This is a genomic window from Streptomyces griseosporeus, assembly GCF_014656055.1.
GTDB classification, from domain to species: Bacteria; Actinomycetota; Actinomycetes; order Streptomycetales; family Streptomycetaceae; genus Streptomyces; species Streptomyces griseosporeus.
Window position 1 is genome coordinate 924,643 of record NZ_BNBR01000002.1, and the last position, 18,998, is coordinate 943,640.

20 protein-coding genes and 1 pseudogene are annotated in these 18,998 nt (G+C 72.8%); 8 read left to right on the plus strand and 13 right to left on the minus strand.

Annotated elements, in window-relative coordinates; genetic code table 11:
* Positions 1–51 precede the first annotated feature (51 nt).
* Positions 52–831: a hypothetical protein gene (locus IE308_RS13210; RefSeq protein ID WP_190218041.1), complete on the plus strand. Its 780-nt coding sequence runs from the start codon at positions 52–54 to the stop codon at positions 829–831.
* On the opposite strand, the gene IE308_RS13215 is transcribed toward IE308_RS13210, so the two are convergent.
* The 7 genes from IE308_RS13215 to IE308_RS13240 form a co-directional block, all read right to left on the minus strand.
* The gene (locus IE308_RS13215) at positions 777–2,657 is read right to left on the minus strand and encodes a serine/threonine-protein kinase (RefSeq protein WP_190218042.1); all 1,881 of its coding nucleotides are present in this window, start codon (positions 2,655–2,657) and stop codon (positions 777–779) included. The two genes, IE308_RS13210 and IE308_RS13215, sit on opposite strands and share 55 nt — an antisense overlap.
* A gap of 110 nt (positions 2,658–2,767) precedes the next feature.
* Positions 2,768–4,063, minus strand: coding sequence for a DUF6986 family protein (locus IE308_RS13220; RefSeq protein ID WP_190218043.1), 1,296 nt, complete (start codon positions 4,061–4,063; stop codon positions 2,768–2,770).
* A 191-nt stretch (positions 4,064–4,254) separates the two neighbouring features.
* Entirely contained in the window at positions 4,255–5,217 is a 963-nt protein-coding gene (locus IE308_RS13225) for an electron transfer flavoprotein subunit alpha/FixB family protein (protein ID WP_110626565.1), read from the minus strand.
* Between the two features lie 72 nt (positions 5,218–5,289).
* Complete coding sequence (locus IE308_RS13230) at positions 5,290–6,078, minus strand: electron transfer flavoprotein subunit beta/FixA family protein (RefSeq protein ID WP_110626566.1); 789 nt, start codon at positions 6,076–6,078, stop codon at positions 5,290–5,292.
* 219 nt (positions 6,079–6,297) lie between these two features.
* The gene (locus IE308_RS13235; RefSeq protein WP_110626567.1) at positions 6,298–6,807 is read right to left on the minus strand and encodes a flavin reductase family protein; all 510 of its coding nucleotides are present in this window, start codon (positions 6,805–6,807) and stop codon (positions 6,298–6,300) included.
* A 44-nt stretch (positions 6,808–6,851) separates the two neighbouring features.
* Positions 6,852–6,932, minus strand: coding sequence for a putative leader peptide (locus IE308_RS37445; RefSeq protein ID WP_366504475.1), 81 nt, complete (start codon positions 6,930–6,932; stop codon positions 6,852–6,854).
* 107 nt (positions 6,933–7,039) lie between these two features.
* Complete coding sequence (locus IE308_RS13240) at positions 7,040–7,453, minus strand: TlpA family protein disulfide reductase (protein ID WP_110626568.1); 414 nt, start codon at positions 7,451–7,453, stop codon at positions 7,040–7,042.
* A gap of 77 nt (positions 7,454–7,530) precedes the next feature.
* Between IE308_RS13240 and IE308_RS13245 the strand changes: the two genes are divergently transcribed.
* Positions 7,531–7,947, plus strand: coding sequence for a DUF4395 domain-containing protein (locus tag IE308_RS13245; protein ID WP_190218044.1), 417 nt, complete (start codon positions 7,531–7,533; stop codon positions 7,945–7,947).
* A gap of 204 nt (positions 7,948–8,151) precedes the next feature.
* The gene (locus IE308_RS13250) at positions 8,152–8,880 is read left to right on the plus strand and encodes a lysophospholipid acyltransferase family protein (protein ID WP_110626570.1); all 729 of its coding nucleotides are present in this window, start codon (positions 8,152–8,154) and stop codon (positions 8,878–8,880) included.
* Positions 8,881–9,017: 137 nt separating this feature from the next.
* On the opposite strand, the pseudogene IE308_RS13255 reads toward IE308_RS13250, so the two are convergent.
* Positions 9,018–9,904 (minus strand): annotated as a pseudogene (locus IE308_RS13255) (SDR family oxidoreductase).
* A gap of 176 nt (positions 9,905–10,080) precedes the next feature.
* On the opposite strand from IE308_RS13255, the gene IE308_RS13260 reads away from it, so the two are divergent.
* Positions 10,081–10,995, plus strand: a complete 915-nt coding sequence (locus IE308_RS13260; protein ID WP_190218045.1) for a LysR family transcriptional regulator — start codon at positions 10,081–10,083, stop codon at positions 10,993–10,995.
* A gap of 3 nt (positions 10,996–10,998) precedes the next feature.
* On the opposite strand, the gene IE308_RS13265 is transcribed toward IE308_RS13260, so the two are convergent.
* The 4 genes from IE308_RS13265 to IE308_RS13280 all read right to left on the minus strand — a co-directional run bounded on the left by IE308_RS13265 (position 10,999) and on the right by IE308_RS13280 (position 14,953).
* On the minus strand, positions 10,999–11,604 hold the full coding sequence (locus IE308_RS13265) for a transglutaminase domain-containing protein (RefSeq protein ID WP_190218046.1): 606 nt from the start codon (positions 11,602–11,604) through the stop codon (positions 10,999–11,001).
* 93 nt (positions 11,605–11,697) lie between these two features.
* Positions 11,698–12,768 carry a threonine aldolase family protein gene (locus IE308_RS13270; protein WP_110626574.1) on the minus strand — a complete coding sequence of 357 codons (1,071 nt, stop codon included), beginning with the start codon at positions 12,766–12,768 and terminating at the stop codon, positions 11,698–11,700.
* Positions 12,765–13,511 carry an SDR family NAD(P)-dependent oxidoreductase gene (locus tag IE308_RS13275; RefSeq protein ID WP_162655701.1) on the minus strand — a complete coding sequence of 249 codons (747 nt, stop codon included), beginning with the start codon at positions 13,509–13,511 and terminating at the stop codon, positions 12,765–12,767. Before IE308_RS13275 ends, IE308_RS13270 begins: the two co-directional genes overlap by 4 nt.
* Positions 13,512–13,555: 44 nt before the next feature.
* On the minus strand, positions 13,556–14,953 hold the full coding sequence (locus tag IE308_RS13280) for a DUF6421 family protein (RefSeq protein ID WP_110626576.1): 1,398 nt from the start codon (positions 14,951–14,953) through the stop codon (positions 13,556–13,558).
* 235 nt (positions 14,954–15,188) lie between these two features.
* Here IE308_RS13280 and IE308_RS13285 point away from each other — a divergent pair, with 235 nt between their 5' ends.
* A complete protein-coding gene (locus IE308_RS13285) occupies positions 15,189–15,872 on the plus strand; it encodes a glycerophosphodiester phosphodiesterase (RefSeq protein ID WP_190218047.1) in 684 nt (227 codons plus the stop codon).
* Positions 15,873–15,909: 37 nt separating this feature from the next.
* Here IE308_RS13285 and IE308_RS13290 read toward each other — a convergent pair whose 3' ends face one another.
* On the minus strand, positions 15,910–16,461 hold the full coding sequence (locus IE308_RS13290; RefSeq protein WP_190218048.1) for a GNAT family N-acetyltransferase: 552 nt from the start codon (positions 16,459–16,461) through the stop codon (positions 15,910–15,912).
* An 84-nt stretch (positions 16,462–16,545) separates the two neighbouring features.
* On the opposite strand from IE308_RS13290, the gene IE308_RS13295 reads away from it, so the two are divergent.
* The 3 genes from IE308_RS13295 to IE308_RS13305 all read left to right on the plus strand — a co-directional run bounded on the left by IE308_RS13295 (position 16,546) and on the right by IE308_RS13305 (position 18,975).
* On the plus strand, positions 16,546–16,938 hold the full coding sequence (locus IE308_RS13295; protein ID WP_190218049.1) for a VOC family protein: 393 nt from the start codon (positions 16,546–16,548) through the stop codon (positions 16,936–16,938).
* 117 nt (positions 16,939–17,055) lie between these two features.
* Positions 17,056–17,820 carry a VOC family protein gene (locus IE308_RS13300; protein ID WP_190218050.1) on the plus strand — a complete coding sequence of 255 codons (765 nt, stop codon included), beginning with the start codon at positions 17,056–17,058 and terminating at the stop codon, positions 17,818–17,820.
* A gap of 102 nt (positions 17,821–17,922) precedes the next feature.
* Positions 17,923–18,975: an aldo/keto reductase gene (locus IE308_RS13305; protein ID WP_190218051.1), complete on the plus strand. Its 1,053-nt coding sequence runs from the start codon at positions 17,923–17,925 to the stop codon at positions 18,973–18,975.
* Positions 18,976–18,998: the final 23 nt, after the last annotated feature.

The following is an 18,998-nucleotide window of genomic DNA, read 5'->3' on the forward strand; positions in this document are numbered from 1 at the left end:
CAACCCGCGCCCGCCGACCGCGACCGAGCGGACGGGGGCGACCGTACGCTCGTGGCGCTCGGGCTGGCCGACGCGCCGCGGGAGAATCCGCTGCTGTATCCGGGGGCGTGGCCGCGGGAGTCCGGGCTGCTGGACGGCGACCGGCTGCTGCCGCTGGACCGGCTGGTGTACGAGGACCGGGCGCCGGTGCTCGCGGTCGGCTCCAACGCCTGCCCCGCCCAGCTCCGGCACAAGCTGGACGAGGCCGGTCTGTCCTCGCCGGTCCCGATGGTGCGGTGCCGGGTGCGCGGCCTGGACGTGGGCGTCTCCGCGCACGTCAGCCGCCTCGGCTATGTCTCGGCGTCGCCGGTGCGGGCCCCCGGCGCCGTACGGGAGCTGTTCGTCATCTGGCTGGACGCCGAGCAGTTGGCGGTCGTCGACGCCAGCGAGGGCGTGCCGCTGGCGCGCGGCAACTTCCGCCGCGCCTGGCTGCCCGCGCCGGACGTGCGGGTGGAGCCGGAGGGCGGGCCGGCCCTCCCCGGGGTGTTCGGGTACGTCAACCGGCACGGCGTGCTGCACGACGGCAGCCCCGGCACCCCGCGCGGCCACCCCGGCCAGCGCGCCCTGCTGACGGAGCTGCTGCTGCGCTCGCCTCGGCTGCGGGAGCTGTTCGGGGGCACGCCGGAGGAGTTCTGCGCGCGGGCGCGGGCGGACGCGGCGCTGTGCGCGCGGGGGACGCGGCTGCTGGCGGAGGAGCAGTGGGTGACGGCGTCCGGGCTGGAGCGGTACGTCGGGGCTCAGCAGACCGGGAGTCCGGGCACCGGCTCGTCGTTGTTGCCGCCCTTCACGTAGACGTCGCTGACCCACACGCCGGTGTTGCCGCTGTCGTCGTCCGTCTTCGCCCACCACACGTTGGTCCACTCGCCGTAGGTCTCGCGGCGGCCCAGGTTCTGCTGGCAGTAGAAGTAGTTGGTGCCCGCGTTGAGGACGCCGGCCTGGCTGCCCGAGGCGGTGTAGGACGTTGCGGTGCGCCAGACCTGGCAGTTGTACTTGCCGCCGCCGATGGCGTGGCAGGCGGGCGCGGGTGCCGGTGCCCGGCTGGTGGCGGTGCCGCCCCCGCCCGTCGTACCGCCGGTGCCGCCCGCGGCGGCGGACCTCGACGGGGCGGTGGTCGTCTCGCGTGCCGCGGTGGGTTCGGGCTCGTGGGTGCCCGCCTCGGGCGTCGGGGACGCGCCGGGCTGTTTCCCGTCATCTGTCGTCGTGGCCTTGGGCGAGGGTGCGCCGGAGCGGACGGTGCCGTTGGTCGTGGTCGGTGCGGAGGCGCCGAGGGACGCCTGGGAGGCCTCCGGGCCGGATCCGGCCCGCGGCGCTGCCGGGTCGTCGCCGTTGCTCACCAGGGCGACGGTGACCCCGGCGGCGGCGAGCACGACGGTGACGGCCAGGGCGGCGAGGAGCGCGCGCCCCTTCCGGCGGGGCGGGGTGGAGGTGACCGCCGTGGGGGTGGAGGCGGGGCCGGTCGGGCCGTACGGGTGCGGCGGATGCGCTGCGGCGCCGAAGGCGGGGGCGGGGTGCGTCGCGGGGGCGCCCGATGCGAGTTGAGCCCCGTGCCCGTAGAAGCCGGGCGCACCCGACGGGGGCTGCCCCGCCGACCCCGGCCCCGCCGCCGTCGGACCCACCGCTCCCGGACCCGCCACCCCAACCCCTGGCCCCGTCGGCTGCACCGGCCCGAAGCCCGGTGGTACGGCGGGCAGGCTGCGCTCGGTCTCCTGGTGTGCGGGGGGCACCGGGCCGCCCCGCAGCGGGGACGTCGGTGCGTCGGGGCTTCCGGCCGCCACCGCTTCCAGCAGCTCGCGGGCCTCGGCCGCGTCCGGGCGGGCGTCGGGGCGCTTGTCCATCAGCCGCCGAAGGACGGGGGCCAGGGGGCCGGCCAGGCGGGGCTCGGGCAGCGGCTCGCCGACGATCGCGGTGAGCGTCGAGAAGGTGGAGGTGCGGCGGAAGGGCGAGGCGCCCTCCACGGCCGCGTACAGCGTGGCGCCGAGGGCCCACACGTCGGAGGCGGGGCCGGGATGGGCGCCCTGGGCGCGCTCGGGGGCGAGGTAGTCGAGGGAGCCGACGATCTCGCCGCTGCGGGTGAGGTGCGTGGCGGAGCCGTCGCCGGGGTCGTCCATGGTGGCGATGCCGAAGTCGGTCAGCACGACGCGGCCCGACCGGTCGAGGAGGATGTTGCCGGGCTTCACGTCGCGGTGCAGGACACCGGCGGCGTGCGCGGCGGCCAGCGCGTCGGTCACCTTCGCGCCGATGACGGCCGCCTCGCGCGGGTCGAGGGTGCCGCTCCGGCGCAGCACGTCGTCCAGGGACGGCCCGTCGACCAGTTCCATGACGATCAGGGGGCGGCCGTCCACCTCGGCGATGTCGTGCACGGCGACGACACCGGGGTGGCGTACCCGGGCCGCCGCGCGGGCCTCGCGCTGCATGCGCAGCCGCAGGTCGGCGAGTTCGGGCGCGTCGGCGTCCGTGTAGGTGCGCAGTTCCTTGACGGCGACCTCGCGGCCGAGGACCTCGTCGACCGCCCGCCAGACGACACCCATACCGCCCCGGCCGAGCTGCGCCGTGATCCGGTAGCGCCCGGCCAGCAGCCGGCCGGCCCCGTCCGTCTGTCCGTACTCCCCCGTCGTCACCACTGCCCCGTTTCTGTGACACGCACTTCGGCGCCGTACAGACTACGGGGCGGCGGTGACGGCGGCGGCCGTCGGCCGCGGCTGTGACCGATCCTGCGCCCCGGGGGCGGTTACCGGGCCGTCGCGGTCAGGTCGCCGCGCCGGGGGGCCGCGAAGCCCTCCAGGGCGGTGCGGGTCAGGCCGGTCGCCTCGGCCACCTCGGTGTCGTCGAGGGCGCCGCAGTCCAGTCCGCGCAGCAGGTAGCCGCTGAGGGCCTTGGCGGTGGCGGGCTCGTCCATGACGTCGCCGTCGGTGTGGGCGGCGTAGCGGGCGAGGCGGGCGGCGGCCTGCTCGAAGCCCTCGCGGTAGAAGGCGAAGACGGCCGCGTAGCGGGTGGGGATGTGGCCGGGGTGCATGTCCCAGCCCTGGTAGTAGGCGCGGGCCAGGGCGCGGCGGGTGAGGCCGTAGTGCAGCCGCCAGGCGTCGTGGACCTTCTCGGTGGGGCCGACGGGCAGGACGTTCGTCGAGCCGTCCGACACGCGTACGCCGGTGCCCGCGGCGGCGACCTGCATGATCGCCTTGGCGTGGTCGGCGGCCGGGTGGTCGCTGGCCTGGTAGGCGGCGGAGACGCCGAGGCAGGCGCTGTAGTCGAAGGTGCCGTAGTGCAGGCCGGTGGCGCGGCCCTCGGCGGCCTGGATCATGCGGGCGACGGTGGCGGTGCCGTCGGCGGCGAGGATGGACTGGCTGGTCTCGATCTGGATCTCGAAGCCGATCCGGCCGGGCGTGAGGCCGCGGGTCTTCTCGAACGCCTCCAGGAGGCGGACCATCGCGGTGACCTGCTCGGGGTAGGTCACCTTGGGAAGAGTGAGGACGAGTCCGTCGGGCAGGCCGCCGTGCTCCAGCAGGCCGGAGAGGAAGATGTCGAGGGTGCGGATGCCGCGGTCGCGGACGGCGGCCTCCATGCACTTCATGCGGATGCCCATGTACGGCGCGGCCGTGCCGCCGGCGTACGCCTCGGCGATCAGCCGGGCGGCGCGGGCGGCGTCCTGGTCCTCGTCGGCGCCCTTGTAGCCGTCCTCGAAGTCGACGCGCAGGTCTTCCACCGGCTCGCGCTCCAGCTTGGCGCGGACCCGGGCGTACACGGGCTCGGCGAGGTCGTCGGGCAGGCCGAGGACGGCGGCGAAGGAGGCGGTGTCCGGGGCGTGTTCGTCGAGGGCGGCGAGGGCCTGGTCCCCCCAGGAGCGGATCGTGCCGGCGACGAAGACGTCGCCGGGGACGTAGACGGTGTGGACGGGCTGGCGGGTGCCGGGGTCTCCGGGGTAGCGGCGCTCCAGTTCGGCGTCGACCGGGGCGAGCGAGGCGCTGATCTCCTCGCTGACGGCGCCCGCGAGGCTCGTCGACACCTTCTCCTGCTGGCCCTGACCCATCCCGCACCCTCCTGATCGCGCAACCCTGTTTTCCGCTGTACGGAATCAACAATCCGTAGAGTGAAGTTATCCGCCGATCTTCCCGCAGGTCAACACCCTGTCCACGGCGCGGGCACGTCCCGGGTTCCAGGATGCGCCGAGGCCCCCGTGACCGCGCGGGTCACGGGGGCCTCGGGCCGCTGGTGCGGGGATCAGCCCTTGCGGGCCTTGATCTCCTCGGTCAGCTGCGGGACGACGTCGAACAGGTCGCCGACGACGCCGTAGTCCGCCAGCTCGAAGATCGGGGCCTCGGGGTCCTTGTTGACGGCCACGATGGTCTTCGAGGTCTGCATGCCGGCGCGGTGCTGGATCGCGCCGGAGATGCCGTTGGCGATGTACAGCTGCGGCGAGACCGACTTGCCGGTCTGGCCGACCTGGTTGGTGTGCGGGTACCAGCCGGCGTCGACGGCGGCACGCGAGGCACCGACGGCCGCGCCGAGGGAGTCGGCGAGCGCCTCGATGATCGAGAAGTTCTCGGCGCCGTTGACGCCACGGCCGCCGGAGACCACGATCGCGGCCTCGGTCAGCTCGGGGCGGCCCGTCGACTCACGGGCGGTACGGCCGGTGATCTTCGTGCCGGTCGCCTTGTCGGAGAAGGTCACCGACAGGGCCTCGACCGCGCCGGCGGCCGGGGCGGCCTCGACGGCCGCGCTGTTCGGCTTGACCGTGATGACCGGGGTGCCCTTGGCGACGCGGGACTTGGTGGTGAAGGAGGCGGCGAACACCGACTGGGTGGCGACCGGACCGTTGTCCGAGGCCTCCAGGTCGACGGCGTCGGTGATGATGCCGGAGCCGATGCGCAGCGCCAGACGGGCGGCGATCTCCTTGCCCTCGGCGGAGGACGGCACCAGCACGGCGGCCGGGGAGACCTGCTCGACGGCGGCCTGCAGGGCGTCCACCTTCGGCACGACCAGGTACTCGGCGTACTCGGACGCGTCGTGGGTGAGGACCTTGACCGCGCCGTGCTCGGCGAGGGCGGCGGCGGTGTCGGCGGCGCCGTTGCCGAGGGCGACGGCGACGGGCTCGCCGATGCGGCGGGCCAGGGTCAGCAGCTCCAGGGTCGGCTTGCGGACGGCACCGTCCACGTGGTCGACGTAGACGAGAACTTCAGCCATGGGATTGCTCTCCTGCGGAATGCGAAGTCTTGGGGGCGGAAGGGAAGGTGAGCCTCAACGGGCCGACGACCCTTAGATGAACTTCTGGCTCGCGAGGAACTCAGCGAGCTGCTTGCCGCCCTCGCCCTCGTCCTTGACGATCGTGCCCGCGGTGCGCGCGGGACGCTGGGCCGCGCCGTCGACCACGGTGTAGGCGCCGTCGAGACCGACCTCCTCGGCGTCGATCTCCAGGTCCTCCAGGTCCCAGGACTCGACCGGCTTCTTCTTGGCCGCCATGATGCCCTTGAAGGACGGGTAGCGGGCCTCGCCCGACTGGTCGGTGACCGACACGACCGCAGGCAGGGACGCCTCCAGCGTCTCGCTCGCGGCGTCGCCGTCGCGGCGGCCCTTGACCGTGCCGTCCTCGACGGAGACCTCGGACAGCAGGGTGACCTGCGGGACGCCGAGGCGCTCGGCGAGCAGCGCCGGTACGACACCCATGGTGCCGTCGGTGGAGGCCATGCCGGAGATGACCAGGTCGTAGCCGGCCTTCTCGATGGCCTTGGCCAGGACCAGGGAGGTGCCGATGGCGTCGGTGCCGTGCAGGTCGTCGTCCTCGACGTGGATCGCCTTGTCGGCGCCCATGGACAGCGCCTTGCGCAGGGCGTCCTTGGCGTCCTCGGGGCCCACCGTCAGGACGGTGACCTCGACGTCGTCGTCGGAGTTCTCGGAGATCTGCAGCGCCTGCTCGACCGCGTACTCGTCCAGCTCGGAGAGCAGACCGTCCACGTCGTCCCGGTCGACGGTCAGGTCATCGGCGAAGTGCCGGTCGCCAGTGGCGTCGGGCACGTACTTCACAGTGACAACGATCCTCAAGCTCACGCCGGCTCTCCTACTGCATCGTCATTTCTCGGCTGCCTGCTTGCAGGCAGCATAGGCGCCTGAAGCGGCCCATCCCGGTCCGGGGCGACCCGCGCTCCGACCGAAATATTACTCGTCAGTACACCCAGTTCCTGCCCGCTAAGCAAGCGCTTTGAACTGTGACCTGTGCAACGCAGCGTAACCGGAATGGGACGAGGCCGCAGGAGAGCCGGACCGTGATCAATCACGCAGAGCAGTGAAGCGGCCCTGGTGGTAGAGGAGCGGACGGCCCGGGCCGGCGGGGTCTCCGAGCGTCACCTCGGCGAGCACGATCCGGTGGTCCCCGGCGGGCACCCGGGTGACGACCCGGCACACCAGCCAGGCCAGGACGCCGTCGAGGACGGGCACGCCCTCGGGGCCCTCGTGCCAGACGGTCGGGGCGCCGAAGCGGTCGGCGCCGCTGCGGGCGAAGGTGGCGGCCAGCTCCTGCTGGTGCTCGCCGAGTATGTGGACGCCGACGTGGTCGGCCCGGGCGATCGCCGGCCAGCTGGAGGCGCCGGTCCCGATGCCGAAGGACAGCATCGGGGGCTCCGCCGAGACGGAGGTGAGGGAGGTGGCGGTGAAGCCGACGGGGCCGTCGGCGCCGCGGGCGGTGATCACGGCGACTCCCGCCGCATGGCGCCGGAAGACCGAGCGCAGCAGGTCGGGAGAGGCGAGGGCGGGGGTGGCCAGTTCGGGCACGGCCGTCATGGAGTTGTCCTTCTGCCGGGGATGACGAGCGGATGCGTGGCTGCTCAGCAGCTCGGACAGCACGCGCTCGCGGTCCGGGCGAGGTCCACGTGGACGCGCCCGTAGAGAAGGAGTTCCGAAGGCATAAGGTCAGGCTGACGATAGTTGACGTGCGCAGTCAAGTACGTTCCGCGATGTGGGAGCAGGCTCACTCGCGTCACCCGGTCGCTCACACGGTCGCTCACACGGCCGCTCACACGGCCTCTCCCAGCGCCGCGATCACGTCCGCCTTGCGGGGCTGTCCGGTGGCCCGGCGCACCACCCGGCCCTCGGCGTCCAGGACGAGCACGGTCGGGGTCTTCAGGATGTCCAGCGCGCGCACCAGTTCCAGCCGGGCCTCGGCGTCGATTTCGATGTGCGCCACGCCCGGGACCAGGGCCGCGACCTCTCCGAGGACGCGCCGGGTCGCCCGGCAGGGGGCGCAGAACGCGCTGGAGAACTGCACCAGCGTCGCGCGCTCGCCGAGGTCCCCGCCCAGCTCCGCGGCGCCCAGCCGCTTCCCTTCGTCGCGCCCGCGCACCCGTATCCTCCCGCTCCGCCGCCGTTGCAGCACTCCGTAGACGCTCGCCGCCGCGAGCACCGCCACGCACACCACCAGTCCGGTCATCTCCCGTACAACTCTTCACGAGACTGCAAAGATTCCCCGCTCCCGGGGCCGGTCCGGGTGCGGAATGCTTGCTTCCCATGGACATCGACGTACGGGGGCCGCGGTTCGGCGCGGCCGTGACGACGGTCGTGCTCGCGGCCGTCCTGATCACCTCCAGCACCTGGCTGCTGGCCTGGCAGACCCTCGCCTTCGCGCTCGGCGCGGCCGGCGGGGTGGCCCGGTCGCCGTACGGCTTGCTCTTCCGCGTGCTGGTACGGCCGCGGATCGGGCCGCCGATCGCGTTCGAGCCGCCGGAGCCGCCGAGGTTCGCGCAGGCGGTCGGGCTCGTCTTCGCCGGTCTCGGGCTGGTCGGCTACGCGCTGGGCCCCGGCTGGCTCGGTCTCGCGGCGACGGGGGCGGCGCTGGCGGCGGCTTTTCTGAACGCCGTTTTCGGGTACTGCCTGGGATGTGAGATGTACCTGCTGGGGCGGCGCGTGACGGTTCGCACGGAGTAAAGCGACCGTAAAAGCGCAGGTGGATCATGGCGGGGACGTGACGAGGATCTCGCCGGGGAACGGCACGCGGGGTGGCTCCCCGCGCGTTCTTCGGGCACGATCTGCCACAAGCCGTAAACCTACGGCCGCGTAACTTTCCCGCCGGGAGTCCCCTTCCCTGGCAGAAGAGTCCCTGCAGAGAAGAAGGAAGGGTCCGCCCCGCCCATGGCTGAACTCGTCTACCGTCCCGTCATCGGTCTCGCCCGCACGATGTTCAAGGTGTGGGACCTCAAGATCGACTGCAGGGGTTCGGAGAACATCCCGCGCTCGGGCGGCGCGGTGCTGGTCAGCAACCACATCAGCTATCTGGACTTCATCTTCAACGGGCTCGCCGCCCTGCCGCAGAAGCGGCTCGTGCGGTTCATGGCGAAGGAGTCCGTGTTCCGGCACCGGATCTCCGGCCCGCTGATGCGCGGCATGAAGCACATCCCGGTGGACCGCGGCCAGGGCGAGGCGGCCTACGCGCACGCCCTGGACTCGCTGCGCTCCGGCGAGGTGATCGGGGTCTTCCCCGAGGCCACGATCTCGCAGTCCTTCACGCTGAAGAGCTTCAAGTCGGGCGCCGCCCGCCTCGCCCAGGAGGCGGGTGTCCCGCTGATCCCGATGGCGGTGTGGGGGACGCAGCGGCTGTGGACCAAGGGCCACCCGCGCAACTTCAAGCGCAGCCACACCCCGATCACGATCCGGGTGGGCGAGCCGGTCGAGGCGCCCCGCGACCAGTACGCGGGGGCGATCACCCGGCGGCTGCGCGAGCGGGTGCAGGAACTGCTGGAGGCCGCGCAGCGCGCCTACCCGGTCCGCCCCAAGGGCTCGGACGACACCTGGTGGATGCCGGCCCACCTCGGCGGTACGGCGCCCACGCCGGACGAGGTGCGGGCGGCGGAGGTCGGCTGACCGCGAGCCGGCCGGGCGCGGTCCCACCGGGCCTCGGCCGCTGCGGTGCCGGCGTCGCTCAGCGGACGCAGGGCCGCGCGTGGCGCAGCGGACGCAGTGCCCTTGCGTGGCGCAGCGGACGTAGTGGACCGCTCCGCTCAGGCGAAGTAGTGCCCGGCGTCGAGGTCGGCGAGCAGTCCTTCCTCCGTCGGCTCCCAGCCCAGCCGCGCCCGTGTCAGCTCGTTCCCGGCCGGGACGTCCAGGGACCAGAAGGGGCCGATCCAGCCGAAGTGCCCGGGCACGTCCTCGGGGGCCACGGAGGTCACCGGGAGCCCGAGGTGCCGGCCGATGGCCTCGGCGATGTCACGGACCGCGATGCCCGTCTCGGCGACGCCGTGGAGCCGCGCGCCCGCCGGTGCCGACTCCAGCGCGAGCCGGAACAGCCGGGCGGCATCCCTCCGGTGCACCGCCGACCAGCGGTTCGAGCCGTCGCCCGGGTAGCCGGAGACGCCCATCTCGCGGGCGATCTCGATCAGCCGCGGCACGAAGCCGTGGTCGCCCTCGCCGTGCACCGTCGGCGACAGCCGCACCGCCGAGACCCGTACGCCGCGCCCGGCGAAGGCCAGGCCGGTCTGCTCCGAGGTCCGCGCGACCGCCGAGGCCGCAGGGCCGGGCACGTCCTCCTCGGTGGCCGGCCCGGCGCGACGAGTGCGGTGCCGGAGGTGACGACGAAGGGCCGGCCGGAGCCGGCCAGTTCCTCGCCGAGCGTCTCGATGGCCCGCCGGTCGGTGCGCGCGGCGGCGTCGTAGTGGGCGAAGTCGTGGACGAACGCGAGATGGATCACGCCGTCCGCGGCGGCGGCTCCCGCGCGCAGGGCGTGGAGGTCGTCGAGGTCGCCGCGGTGGGCCTCGGCGCCGGCGTCCTTCAGCGCCGCGGCGGCCCGGTCGGAGCGGGCGAGCCCGAGGACCTGGTGTCCGGCGTCCAGCAGCTCGCGGACGACGGCGGATCCGACGAAACCGGTCGCGCCGGTGACGAAGACACGCACAGGGGTGCACTCCTTCAGCGAGGTTCGGGGGAAGTCCCGTGGCCCGGGAAGGTCCGGGCCGGTGCCTCCACCCTGCGCGTCCCGGCCGGCCCGGGTCCAAGACCTGTTCCGCAGCGCGCAATACGTTTCGGGCATCACCGCAGCCCAGACCCGGTGTCTGCGCGTACCGTTGGGGCATGTCCTCCTCGCCGCAGCCGCCGTCCGACCTCGATCTGCGTCTCGTGCGGTACTTCACGGTCGTCGCCGAGCACGGCCACTTCGGCCGGGCCGCCGAGGCCCTGCGGGTCGCCCAGCCGTCGCTGAGCCGGCAGATCCGCCGGCTGGAGCAGGAGCTGGGCGCCCGCCTGTTCGACCGCACGCCGCGCGGCACCCGGCTCACCGAGGCCGGGGAGGTGTTCCTGCCGCGGGCGAGGGCGCTGCTGCGCTCGGCGGCGGAGGCCGCGGCGCACACCCGGGCCGCCGCCCGGCCCAGCCGGTTCGCCGTCGGGTACACCACCTCCCTGATCGTCACCCCGGCGGTGCGGGAGCTGCGCCGCCGCCATCCGCACGCCGAGGTGCACGCCCTCCACCTCGGCTGGAACGAGGCGCGTGCGGCGCTGCTGGAGCGCCGGGTGGACGCGGTGGTGACACGGCTGCCGCTGGCGACGGACGGGCTGGAGGTGACCGTCCTGTACGACGAGCCGCGGATGGTCATGCTGCCGCTCGACCACCCGCTGGCCGGCAAGGAGTCGGTCACCCTGGACGACATCGCGGGCGAGCCCACGCCGCAGGTGCGGGACGACCCGGTGTGGAACGCGTACTGGCGCATCGACCCCCGGCCCGACGGACGTCCGGCGCCGGACGGGCCGGTGGTCGACGTCATGGAGGACAAGTACGAGCTGATCGCCGACGGCCAGGCGGTGGCGATCGTCCCGGGCAGCCCCCGGGTGCACACCATCCGTCCCGACCTCACCACGGTCCCGCTGGAGGGCGTCGACCCGAGCCATGTGGTGCTGGCCACCCGGGCCGAGGAGCGCGGACGGCTGGTGGCGGACTTCCGCAGGTGTGCGCGGGAGAAGCTGGGCCCGGCGTCCGTCACGCCCCCGGAGTGAGCGTCACCGAGCCCGCGGCAGCTCGGTGGGGAGCGTCTTCCAGAGGTACGGCCGGTCGGGTGCGGCCTTGAGGACGCTCAGCACGGCCGGATGGGGCCGGGCGTACAGGACCGGGTAGTCCCGCTCGCCGGACTCCGGGTCGGGGATCCAGGCAAGCCGCTCCCCGTCCAGGGAGAACCGGGCGTCGACCCCGGGTTTGTTGCCGCGCGCGTCCTGGCGGTGCCAGGCGCCGTGGAAGCGGACGGCGACCAGGCCGTGCAGGGCGTGCCCGGAACCGTCGTCGTGCGCCAGTCGCTGGTAGCACAGCGCGGTCGGGATGTCCTCGGCCCGCAGCAGGGCGGCGAGGGCGTGGGCCTTGGCGTAGCAGATGCCGGTGCGCTGCTCCAGGACGTCGGAGGCGCGCCAGGTGACGCGGAGGTCGCCGGAGTCCGCGGAGTGCGGGATGGTGTCACGGACGTATTCGAAGGCGAGCCGCGCATAGGAATACGAGTCCTCGGCGTCGCGCGCCAGCCGGGCGGCGGTCTCCCGCACCCGCGGATGGTGGTGGTCGATGGCCTCGTCGGCGGCCAAGTACGCCGAAAGGTCGGGGTGTTCCTGGATCAGCTGCATGCCCGCAGAGCATAGGAATGCGATCACCCGACAGTCAATGACTTTTCAGGTGACCGCATAACTATGCACAGCCGTACCGGCCGGCGTCGGACGCTAGCGCGCCATCTCCTCCTTGAGCGCGGCCACGAACGTGTCCACGTCGTCCTCGGTGGTGTCGAAGGAGCACATCCAGCGCACGACCCCCGCGCCCTCGTCCCAGAAGTAGAACCGGAACCGCTTCTGCAGCCGCTCGCTCACGTCGTGCGGGAGCTTGGCGAAGACGCCGTTGGCCTGCACCGGATAGAGGATCTCCACCCCGTGCACGGCGCGGACGCCCTCGGCGAGGCGCTGGGCCATCTCGTTGGCGTGTCGGGCGTTGCGCAGCCAGAGGTCCTTGGCGAGCAGCGCCTCCAGCTGCACGGACACGAACCGCATCTTCGACGCCAGCTGCATCGACAGCTTGCGCAGATGCTTCATCCGGCGCACCGCGTCCGGGTTCAGCACGACGACCGCCTCGCCGAACAGCGCGCCGTTCTTCGTCCCGCCCAGGGAGAGGATGTCGACGCCGACGGCGTTGGTGAACGTGCGCATCGGCACGTCCAGCGAGGCCGCCGCGTTGGCTATGCGGGAGCCGTCGAGGTGCACCTTCATGCCGTGGGCGTGGGCGTGCTCGCAGATCGCGCGGATCTCGTCCGGGGTGTACAGCGTGCCCAGCTCGGTGCTCTGGGTGATCGAGACGACCTGCGGCATCGCGCGGTGCTCGTCCTCCCAGCCCCAGGCCTGCCGGTCGATCAGCTCGGGGGTGAGCTTGCCGTCCGGGGTGGGCACGGTGAGCAGCTTCAGGCCGCCCATCCGCTCGGGCGCGCCGCCCTCGTCCACGTTGATGTGGGCGCTCTCGGCGCAGATCACCGCGCCCCAGCGGTCGGTGACCGCCTGGAGCGCGACGACGTTCGCGCCGGTGCCGTTGAAGACCGGGAACGCCTCCGCGGTGGGCCCGAAGTGGCTGCGGATGATGCCCTGGAGGTGCTCGGTGTAGTCGTCCTCGCCGTACGCGACCTGGTGGCCGCCGTTGGCCAGGGCCAGGGCGGCCATCACCTCCGGATGGGCGCCGGCGTAGTTGTCGCTGGCGAAGCCCCGGACCTCCGGGTCGTGGTGGCGGCGGGCGTCGGTCTTCGGGGGGTTCACGGCTTCTCGGTGAGCCACAGACGCTGTCCGTTCACTTCCGCGGCGGGCTTGTCCCAGACGCCGACGATGGCCTCGGCGAGGTCCTTGACGTCCGTGAAGCCCGCGAACTTCGCGTTGGGGCGCTCGGCGCGCATCGCGTCGTGCACCAACGCCTTCACCACCAGGATCGCAGCAGCCGAGGTCGGCCCCTGCTCGCCCCCGGCCTTGCGGAAGTAGTCGGCCATCGCCAGCGTCCACGCCTCGGAGGCGGCCTTCGCGGCGGCGTAGGCGGCGTTGCCCGCGGTGGGCTTGGTCGCGCCCGCGGCGCTGATCAGGACGTACCGGCCGCGGTCGCTGCGCTGGAGCGCCTCGGAGAAGGCCAGGGAGGTGTGCTGCACGGTGCGGATGAGCAGCAGCTCCAGGAAGTCCCAGTCGTCCAGGCTGGTCTTGATGAAGGTCTCGCTGCCGCGCCAGCCGCCGACGAGGTGGACCAGGCCGTCGACCCGGCCGAACTCCTTCTCGGTGCGGCTCGCCCAGTCGCGGGTGGCCTCCAGGTTCAGCAGGTCGACGGTCTCGCCGGTGACGGTCGCGCCGCCGGAGGCGTAGCGCGCCGCGTCCACGGCCTCCGCGAGCCGCTCCGGGTCGTTGTCGGCGCCGACGACCGTCGCGCCCGCCTCGGCCAGCCTGAGCAGTGCGGCCCGGCCGGCCGGTCCGCCGGCGCCGGCGACCGCGATCACCGCACCGCTGAGAGCCCCGTTCCCCATGTTCTTCGCCTCCTGCTGAGCAGTGTTCTCGGTGGGCCGGTCGCTCATGCGGCGACCTGCTCCGGGCTGTCCGCCGTGATACCGCGCGTGGACGCGATCACGTTCTTCAGTTTCTTGGACAGCGCCTCATAGAACATGCTCAGCGGAAACTCGTCCGGAAGCACGTCATCGACGAGCTTGCGCGGCGGCTGGGTCAGGTCCAGGGCGTCCGGGCCCTTGGCCCACTTGGAGCCGGGGTGCGGGGCGAGGTAGGTGGAGACCAGCTCGTAGCCGGCGAACCAGTGCACCAGCTTCGGGCGGTCGATGCCGTCGCGGTACAGCTTCTCGATCTCGGCGCACAGCTCGTTGGTGACCTGCGGGGCGCGCTGCCAGTCGATGAACAGCTTGTTGTCCGTCCAGCGCACGACGTCGTGCCGGTGCAGGTAGGCGAAGAGCAGCTGGCCGCCGAGGCCGTCGTAGTTGCGGTTGCGGTCGCCGGTGACGGGGAAGCGGAACATCCGGTCGAACAGCACGGCGTACTGCACGTCACGGGCCTGCGGGACGCCGTCGGCCTCCAGCTTCACGGCCTCCTTGAAGGCGGTGAGGTCGCAGCGCAGCTCCTCCAGGCCGTACATCCAGAACGGCTGGCGCTGCTTGATCATGAAGGGGTCGAAGGGCAGGTCGCCGTGGCTGTGGGTGCGGTCGTGGACCATGTCCCACAGGACGAAGGCCTCCTCGCAGCGCTTCTGGTCGTGGACCATCGCGGCGATGTCCTCGGGCAGGTCGAGGCCCAGGATGTCGACGGCGGCGTCGGTGACCCGGCGGAAGCGGGCGGCCTCGCGGTCGCAGAAGATGCCGCCCCAGGTGAATCGTTCCGGCGCCTCGCGCACGGCGATGGTCTCCGGGAAGAGCACAGCGGAGTTGGTGTCGTAGCCGGCCGTGAAGTCCTCGAACTTGATGCCGCAGAACAGCGGGTTGTCGTAGCGCGTGCGCTCCAGCTCGGCCAGCCAGTCGGGCCAGACCATGCGCAGCACGACCGCCTCCAGGTTGCGGTCGGGGTTGCCGTTCTGCGTGTACATCGGGAAGACGACCAGGTGCTGCAGGCCGTCACGACGGTCGCGGGCCGGCTGGAAGGCGAGGAGCGAGTCCAGGAAGTCCGGCACCTCGAAGCCGCCCTCGGCCCACCGCTGGAGGTCCTTGGCCAGCGCCTCGTGGTACGCGGCGTCGTGCGGCACCAGCGGGGACAGCTCCCGCACGGCCTCGATCACCTGCTGGACGGCGGCCTCGGCGGCGGCCCGCCCGGGCGCGCCCTCGGCCTGGAAGTCGATCGAACCGTCCTTCGACTGCCAGGGGCGGATCTGCTCCACGGCATCCTTGAGCCGGGGCCAGGCCGGGTGCTCGACCACCCTGCTCGCCGGAGGAACCTGGCCCTCCGTCGCCGCCTGCACAAGAATTTCCGTCATGTCCCATCCTCCACGGGAGAAGCTCGCGTAGGGACACCGTACGCATATGCGGTTTCTTCCAGCAAGGGGAGCCTCCGCAAATTATCCTGCGCACCCCCGGCAGTCACCGCAGGTTTTCCTGTCTGAAACGCCGGGAAGGGATGCTTCCGCACTCCTGTGCACGTCAGGGTGCATCGTGGGCGGGGGCCACTAGGCTGCGGGGCCCCGACTGCCGTCGACGGAAGCGAGGTCCACCTTGAACTTCCTCACCATCGGTCACCGCGGAGTCATGGGCGTCGAGCCCGAGAACACCCTGCGTTCCTTCGTCGCCGCCGAGCGTGCGGGACTGGACGTCATCGAGCTGGATCTGCACCTGAGCAAGGACGGCGCCCTCGTCGTCATGCACGACGCCGACGTCGACCGCACGACGGACGGCAGCGGTCCGATCGCCGAGAAGACGCTGGAGGAGCTGCGCGAACTGGACGCGGGGAACGGGGAGCGGATCCCGGTCTTCGAGGAGGTCCTGGACGCGGTGCGGGCCCCGCTCCAGGCCGAGATCAAGGACGTGCGGGCGGCCCGCTCCCTGGCCGGCGTCCTGACCGACCGGGGCGTGACCGACCGCGTGGAGGTGCTGTCCTTCCACGACGAGGCGATCGCGGAGGTCGCCCGGCTGGTGCCGGGCGTGCGCACGGCCCTGGTCGCGGAGCACTACGGCCCCGAGGTGGTGGAGCGCGCGGTCGCGGTAGGCGCCGCGACCGTCTGCCTGGACATTCAGCGGCTGACGCTGGAGGTGGTGGAGCGGGCCCGCAAGGCGGGGCTGCGGGTGTGCGCCTGGGTGGTCAACACCCAGCAGGACCTGCGGCTGGTGCGGGCGCTGGAGCTGGACGGCGCGACCACCGACTACCCGGACATCAAGCGCACGGGCCGGTTCACCGCGTGAAGGTCATCACCGCGTGAAGGTCATCACCGCGTGAAGGTCAGACGAGCGGCTTGACCAGCAGCTCGAAGCGGAGGTCGTCCCGGCGCGGGACGCCGAAGCGCTCGTCGCCGTACGGGAACGGGCTCGTCCGGCCCGTACGGCGATAGCCGCGCCGCTCGTACCAGGCGATGAGGTCCTCGCGCACCGAGATCACGGTCATGTGCATCTCGCGCACGCCCCAGGTCTCCCGGGCCTGCCGCTCCGCCTCGGCGATGATCACCTTGCCGAGGCCGGCGCCCTGCAGGGACGGCCGGACCGCGAACATGCCGAAGTAGGCGTAGTCACCGCGGTGTTCGAGCTGGCAGCAGGCGACGATCTCGCCGTCCCGCTCCACGGTGAGCAGCCGGCTGTCCGGCGACTTGATGACCTCCAGGACACCCTCCGGGTCGGTGCGCTGCCCGTCCAGGATGTCCGCCTCGGTGGTCCACCCGGCCCGGCTGGCGTCGCCCCGGTACGCCGACTCGACGAGGACGACCAGCGCGTCCACGTCGGCGTCGGTGGCGTCGCGGAAGACCAGTGCGGAGGACTCGGAGGACGCGGGGGATTCCATGGGCTGCTGCTCCCTTGCTCAGGCGCGCCCGGCGGCGCGGCTCGGACCCGGACGAGGGTAACCCTGCCACTAGGATCCGTTTGTATGGTGCATGTTCTCAGCAGCCGGACACTTCTGCGCCCCACCGACCCCGAGCGCTCCCGCGTCTTCTACGGCGAGCAACTGGGCCTCGCCGTGTACCGCGAGTTCGGGACGGGTCCCGAGCGCGGCACGGTCTACTTCCTCGGCGGCGGCTTCCTGGAGCTGTCGGGCCGCTCCGACACCCCGCCCTCCCCGGCCGTGCGGCTGTGGCTCCAGGTGGCGGACGCGGCGGCGGCCGAGCGGGAGCTGCGCGCCCAGGGGGTCCCCATCGTCCGGCCGCCGGTGCGGGAGCCGTGGGGCCTGGTGGAGATGTGGATCGCCGACCCCGACGGCACGCAGATCGTCCTGGTGGAGATCCCGGCGGACCATCCGCTGCGCTACCGGCCGGGGATCTAGGGACGCTGCCAGGGGCCCGCCAATTCCTGTGCCGAAGCCGGGCGGGCGCCTCGGATGGTCGGCGTTCGCGGTCGGGGCTAGCGTGCTGCGGGGGGCTCCCCGTACGGAAGGAACGCCATGAAGCTCGACCGACCGGTGACCGGCGGGCCCTGCTGGACGGAGCTGGGGACCAGCGACCTCGACGCGGCGAAGCGCTTCTACACCACGGTGTTCGGCTGGCGGCCGGAGACCGACCCGCGGCAGGAGGCGGGCGGCTACACGGTCGCGCACCTCGGGGACGCGGCGGTCGCCGCGCTGACGCCGCTGTACCAGGAGACGCAGCCCGTCGCCTGGAACGTGTCGTTCGCGGTGGAGGACGCCGACGACGCCGCACAGCTGGTACGGGCGGCCGGCGGCTTGGTGCTGCTCGGGCCGATGGACGTCTTCGACGTGGGCCGGTTCGCCGTCGCCACCGACCCCACCGGCGCGGTGTTCCAGCTGTGGCAGGAGCGGACCTTCCCGGGCGCGGGGCTGTTCAACGCGCCCGGCTCGCTCGGCTGGGTGGAGCTGATGACCCGGGAGCCGAAGCAGGCGGAGGCGTTCTACACCCGGGTGTTCGGCTGGAGCGTGAACGCCTCCGAGCGGTACACGCAGTGGGGCATCGAGGGTGAGGACTTCGGCGGCATGGTGGTGATGGACGACAAGTTCCCGCCCAAGGTGCCGCCGCACTGGCTGCCGTACTTCGCGGTCGAGGACGTGGACATCGCGGCGGCCGACGCGGCGGGCGCGGGCGGCACCGTGCTGATGGTGCCCACGTCCGTGCCGGACGGCCCGCGGATCGCGGTGCTGCGGGACCCGCAGGGCGCGATGTTCGGGGTGTACCTGGCGGGCACGGAAGGGTGAGCCGGCCCGCGGGAGGGCGAGGTGGGGCCGCCGCGGGTTTGCGTTGAAGTGCGCTTCAGCTCCTAGCGTCGTCCGCACGAACGACCCGAAGGGGGAGACGACGTGCGGTACACACTGTTCGGCAGGACCGGGCTGCGGGTGAGCGAGCTGAGCCTCGGCGCGATGGTCATGGGCGCGGACGGCGGCCACGGCTCGGACCAGGACACCAGCGCGCGGATCGTGGACGCCTACGCGGACGCCGGCGGCAACTTCATCGACACCGCGGACATCTACGCGGGCGGCGCCTCCGAGCGCATCCTCGGCGAGGTGCTGCGGGGGCGGCGCGAGGAGTTCGTCCTCGCGAGCAAGTACACGTGCGGCACGCGGGACGGCGATGTCAACGCGGCCGGCAACCACCGCAAGAACCTGGTGCAGTCGGTGGAGGCGAGCCTGGCACGGCTGCGCACCGACCGGCTCGACGTGCTGTGGGTGCACGCCCGGGACAACTTCACGCCGGTCGAGGAGGTGATGCGCGCCCTCGACGACCTCGTACGGACCGGAAAGGTGCTGTACGTCGGCGTGTCCGACTGGCCGGCCTGGGAGATCGCGCAGGCCAACACCCTTGCCGAGCTGCGGGGCTGGACCGCGTTCGCCGGGTCCCAGCTGCGCTACAACCTGCTGGAGCGCACCCCGGAGCGGGACCTGCTCCCGCAGGCGCGGGCGTTCGACCTCGCGGTGTTCGCCTGGGCGCCGCTCGCCGCGGGGAAGCTCACCGGCAAGTACCGGCGCGGCGAGGCCGGCCGGCTGGGCGCGCAGGGCACGGCCGCCGACCCGCGCGAGGAGGCCGTGGTCGACGCGGTGCTCCGGGTCGCGGAGCAGGGCGGCTGGAGCCCGGCGCAGGTGGCCCTGGCCTGGCTGCTGTCCCGGCCCGGGAACGTCGTACCGATCGTCGCGGCCACGAGGGAGAGCCAGCTCGCCGACAACCTCGGCGCGGTGGACGTCCGGCTCGACGCGGACGCGCTGGCGCTCCTCGACGAGGCGAGCGCGGTGCCGCTCGGCTTCCCGCACGACTTCCTCCGCGAGCCGCAGGTCACGCGGACCGTCTACGGCGACCGCTGGGCGGACGTCGACGACCGCCGCTCGACCTACCGCCGGACCGTGCACGACGTCCTCTGACCGCTCCGTCCCCGCTTCTCCCC

Bases quoted from the DNA above. Each gene is read 5' to 3' on its own strand.
- IE308_RS13220 (WP_190218043.1), bottom strand. From the start codon at position 4,063: ATGGGTCAGGGCCAGCAGGAGAAGGTGTCGACGAGCCTCGCGGGCGCC.
- IE308_RS13260 (WP_190218045.1), top strand. From the start codon at position 10,081: ATGTCCTCCTCGCCGCAGCCGCCGTCCGACCTCGATCTGCGTCTCGTG.
- IE308_RS13295 (WP_190218049.1), top strand. From the start codon at position 16,546: ATGGTGCATGTTCTCAGCAGCCGGACACTTCTGCGCCCCACCGACCCC.
- IE308_RS37445 (WP_366504475.1), bottom strand. From the start codon at position 6,932: ATGCCTTCGGAACTCCTTCTCTACGGGCGCGTCCACGTGGACCTCGCC.
- IE308_RS13275 (WP_162655701.1), bottom strand. From the start codon at position 13,511: ATGGGGAACGGGGCTCTCAGCGGTGCGGTGATCGCGGTCGCCGGCGCC.
- IE308_RS13235 (WP_110626567.1), bottom strand. From the start codon at position 6,807: ATGACGGCCGTGCCCGAACTGGCCACCCCCGCCCTCGCCTCTCCCGAC.
- IE308_RS13225 (WP_110626565.1), bottom strand. From the start codon at position 5,217: ATGGCTGAAGTTCTCGTCTACGTCGACCACGTGGACGGTGCCGTCCGC.
- IE308_RS13290 (WP_190218048.1), bottom strand. From the start codon at position 16,461: ATGGAATCCCCCGCGTCCTCCGAGTCCTCCGCACTGGTCTTCCGCGAC.
- IE308_RS13280 (WP_110626576.1), bottom strand. From the start codon at position 14,953: ATGACGGAAATTCTTGTGCAGGCGGCGACGGAGGGCCAGGTTCCTCCG.
- IE308_RS13240 (WP_110626568.1), bottom strand. From the start codon at position 7,453: ATGACCGGACTGGTGGTGTGCGTGGCGGTGCTCGCGGCGGCGAGCGTC.
- IE308_RS13300 (WP_190218050.1), top strand. From the start codon at position 17,056: ATGAAGCTCGACCGACCGGTGACCGGCGGGCCCTGCTGGACGGAGCTG.
- IE308_RS13250 (WP_110626570.1), top strand. From the start codon at position 8,152: ATGGCTGAACTCGTCTACCGTCCCGTCATCGGTCTCGCCCGCACGATG.
- IE308_RS13265 (WP_190218046.1), bottom strand. From the start codon at position 11,604: ATGCAGCTGATCCAGGAACACCCCGACCTTTCGGCGTACTTGGCCGCC.
- IE308_RS13245 (WP_190218044.1), top strand. From the start codon at position 7,531: ATGGACATCGACGTACGGGGGCCGCGGTTCGGCGCGGCCGTGACGACG.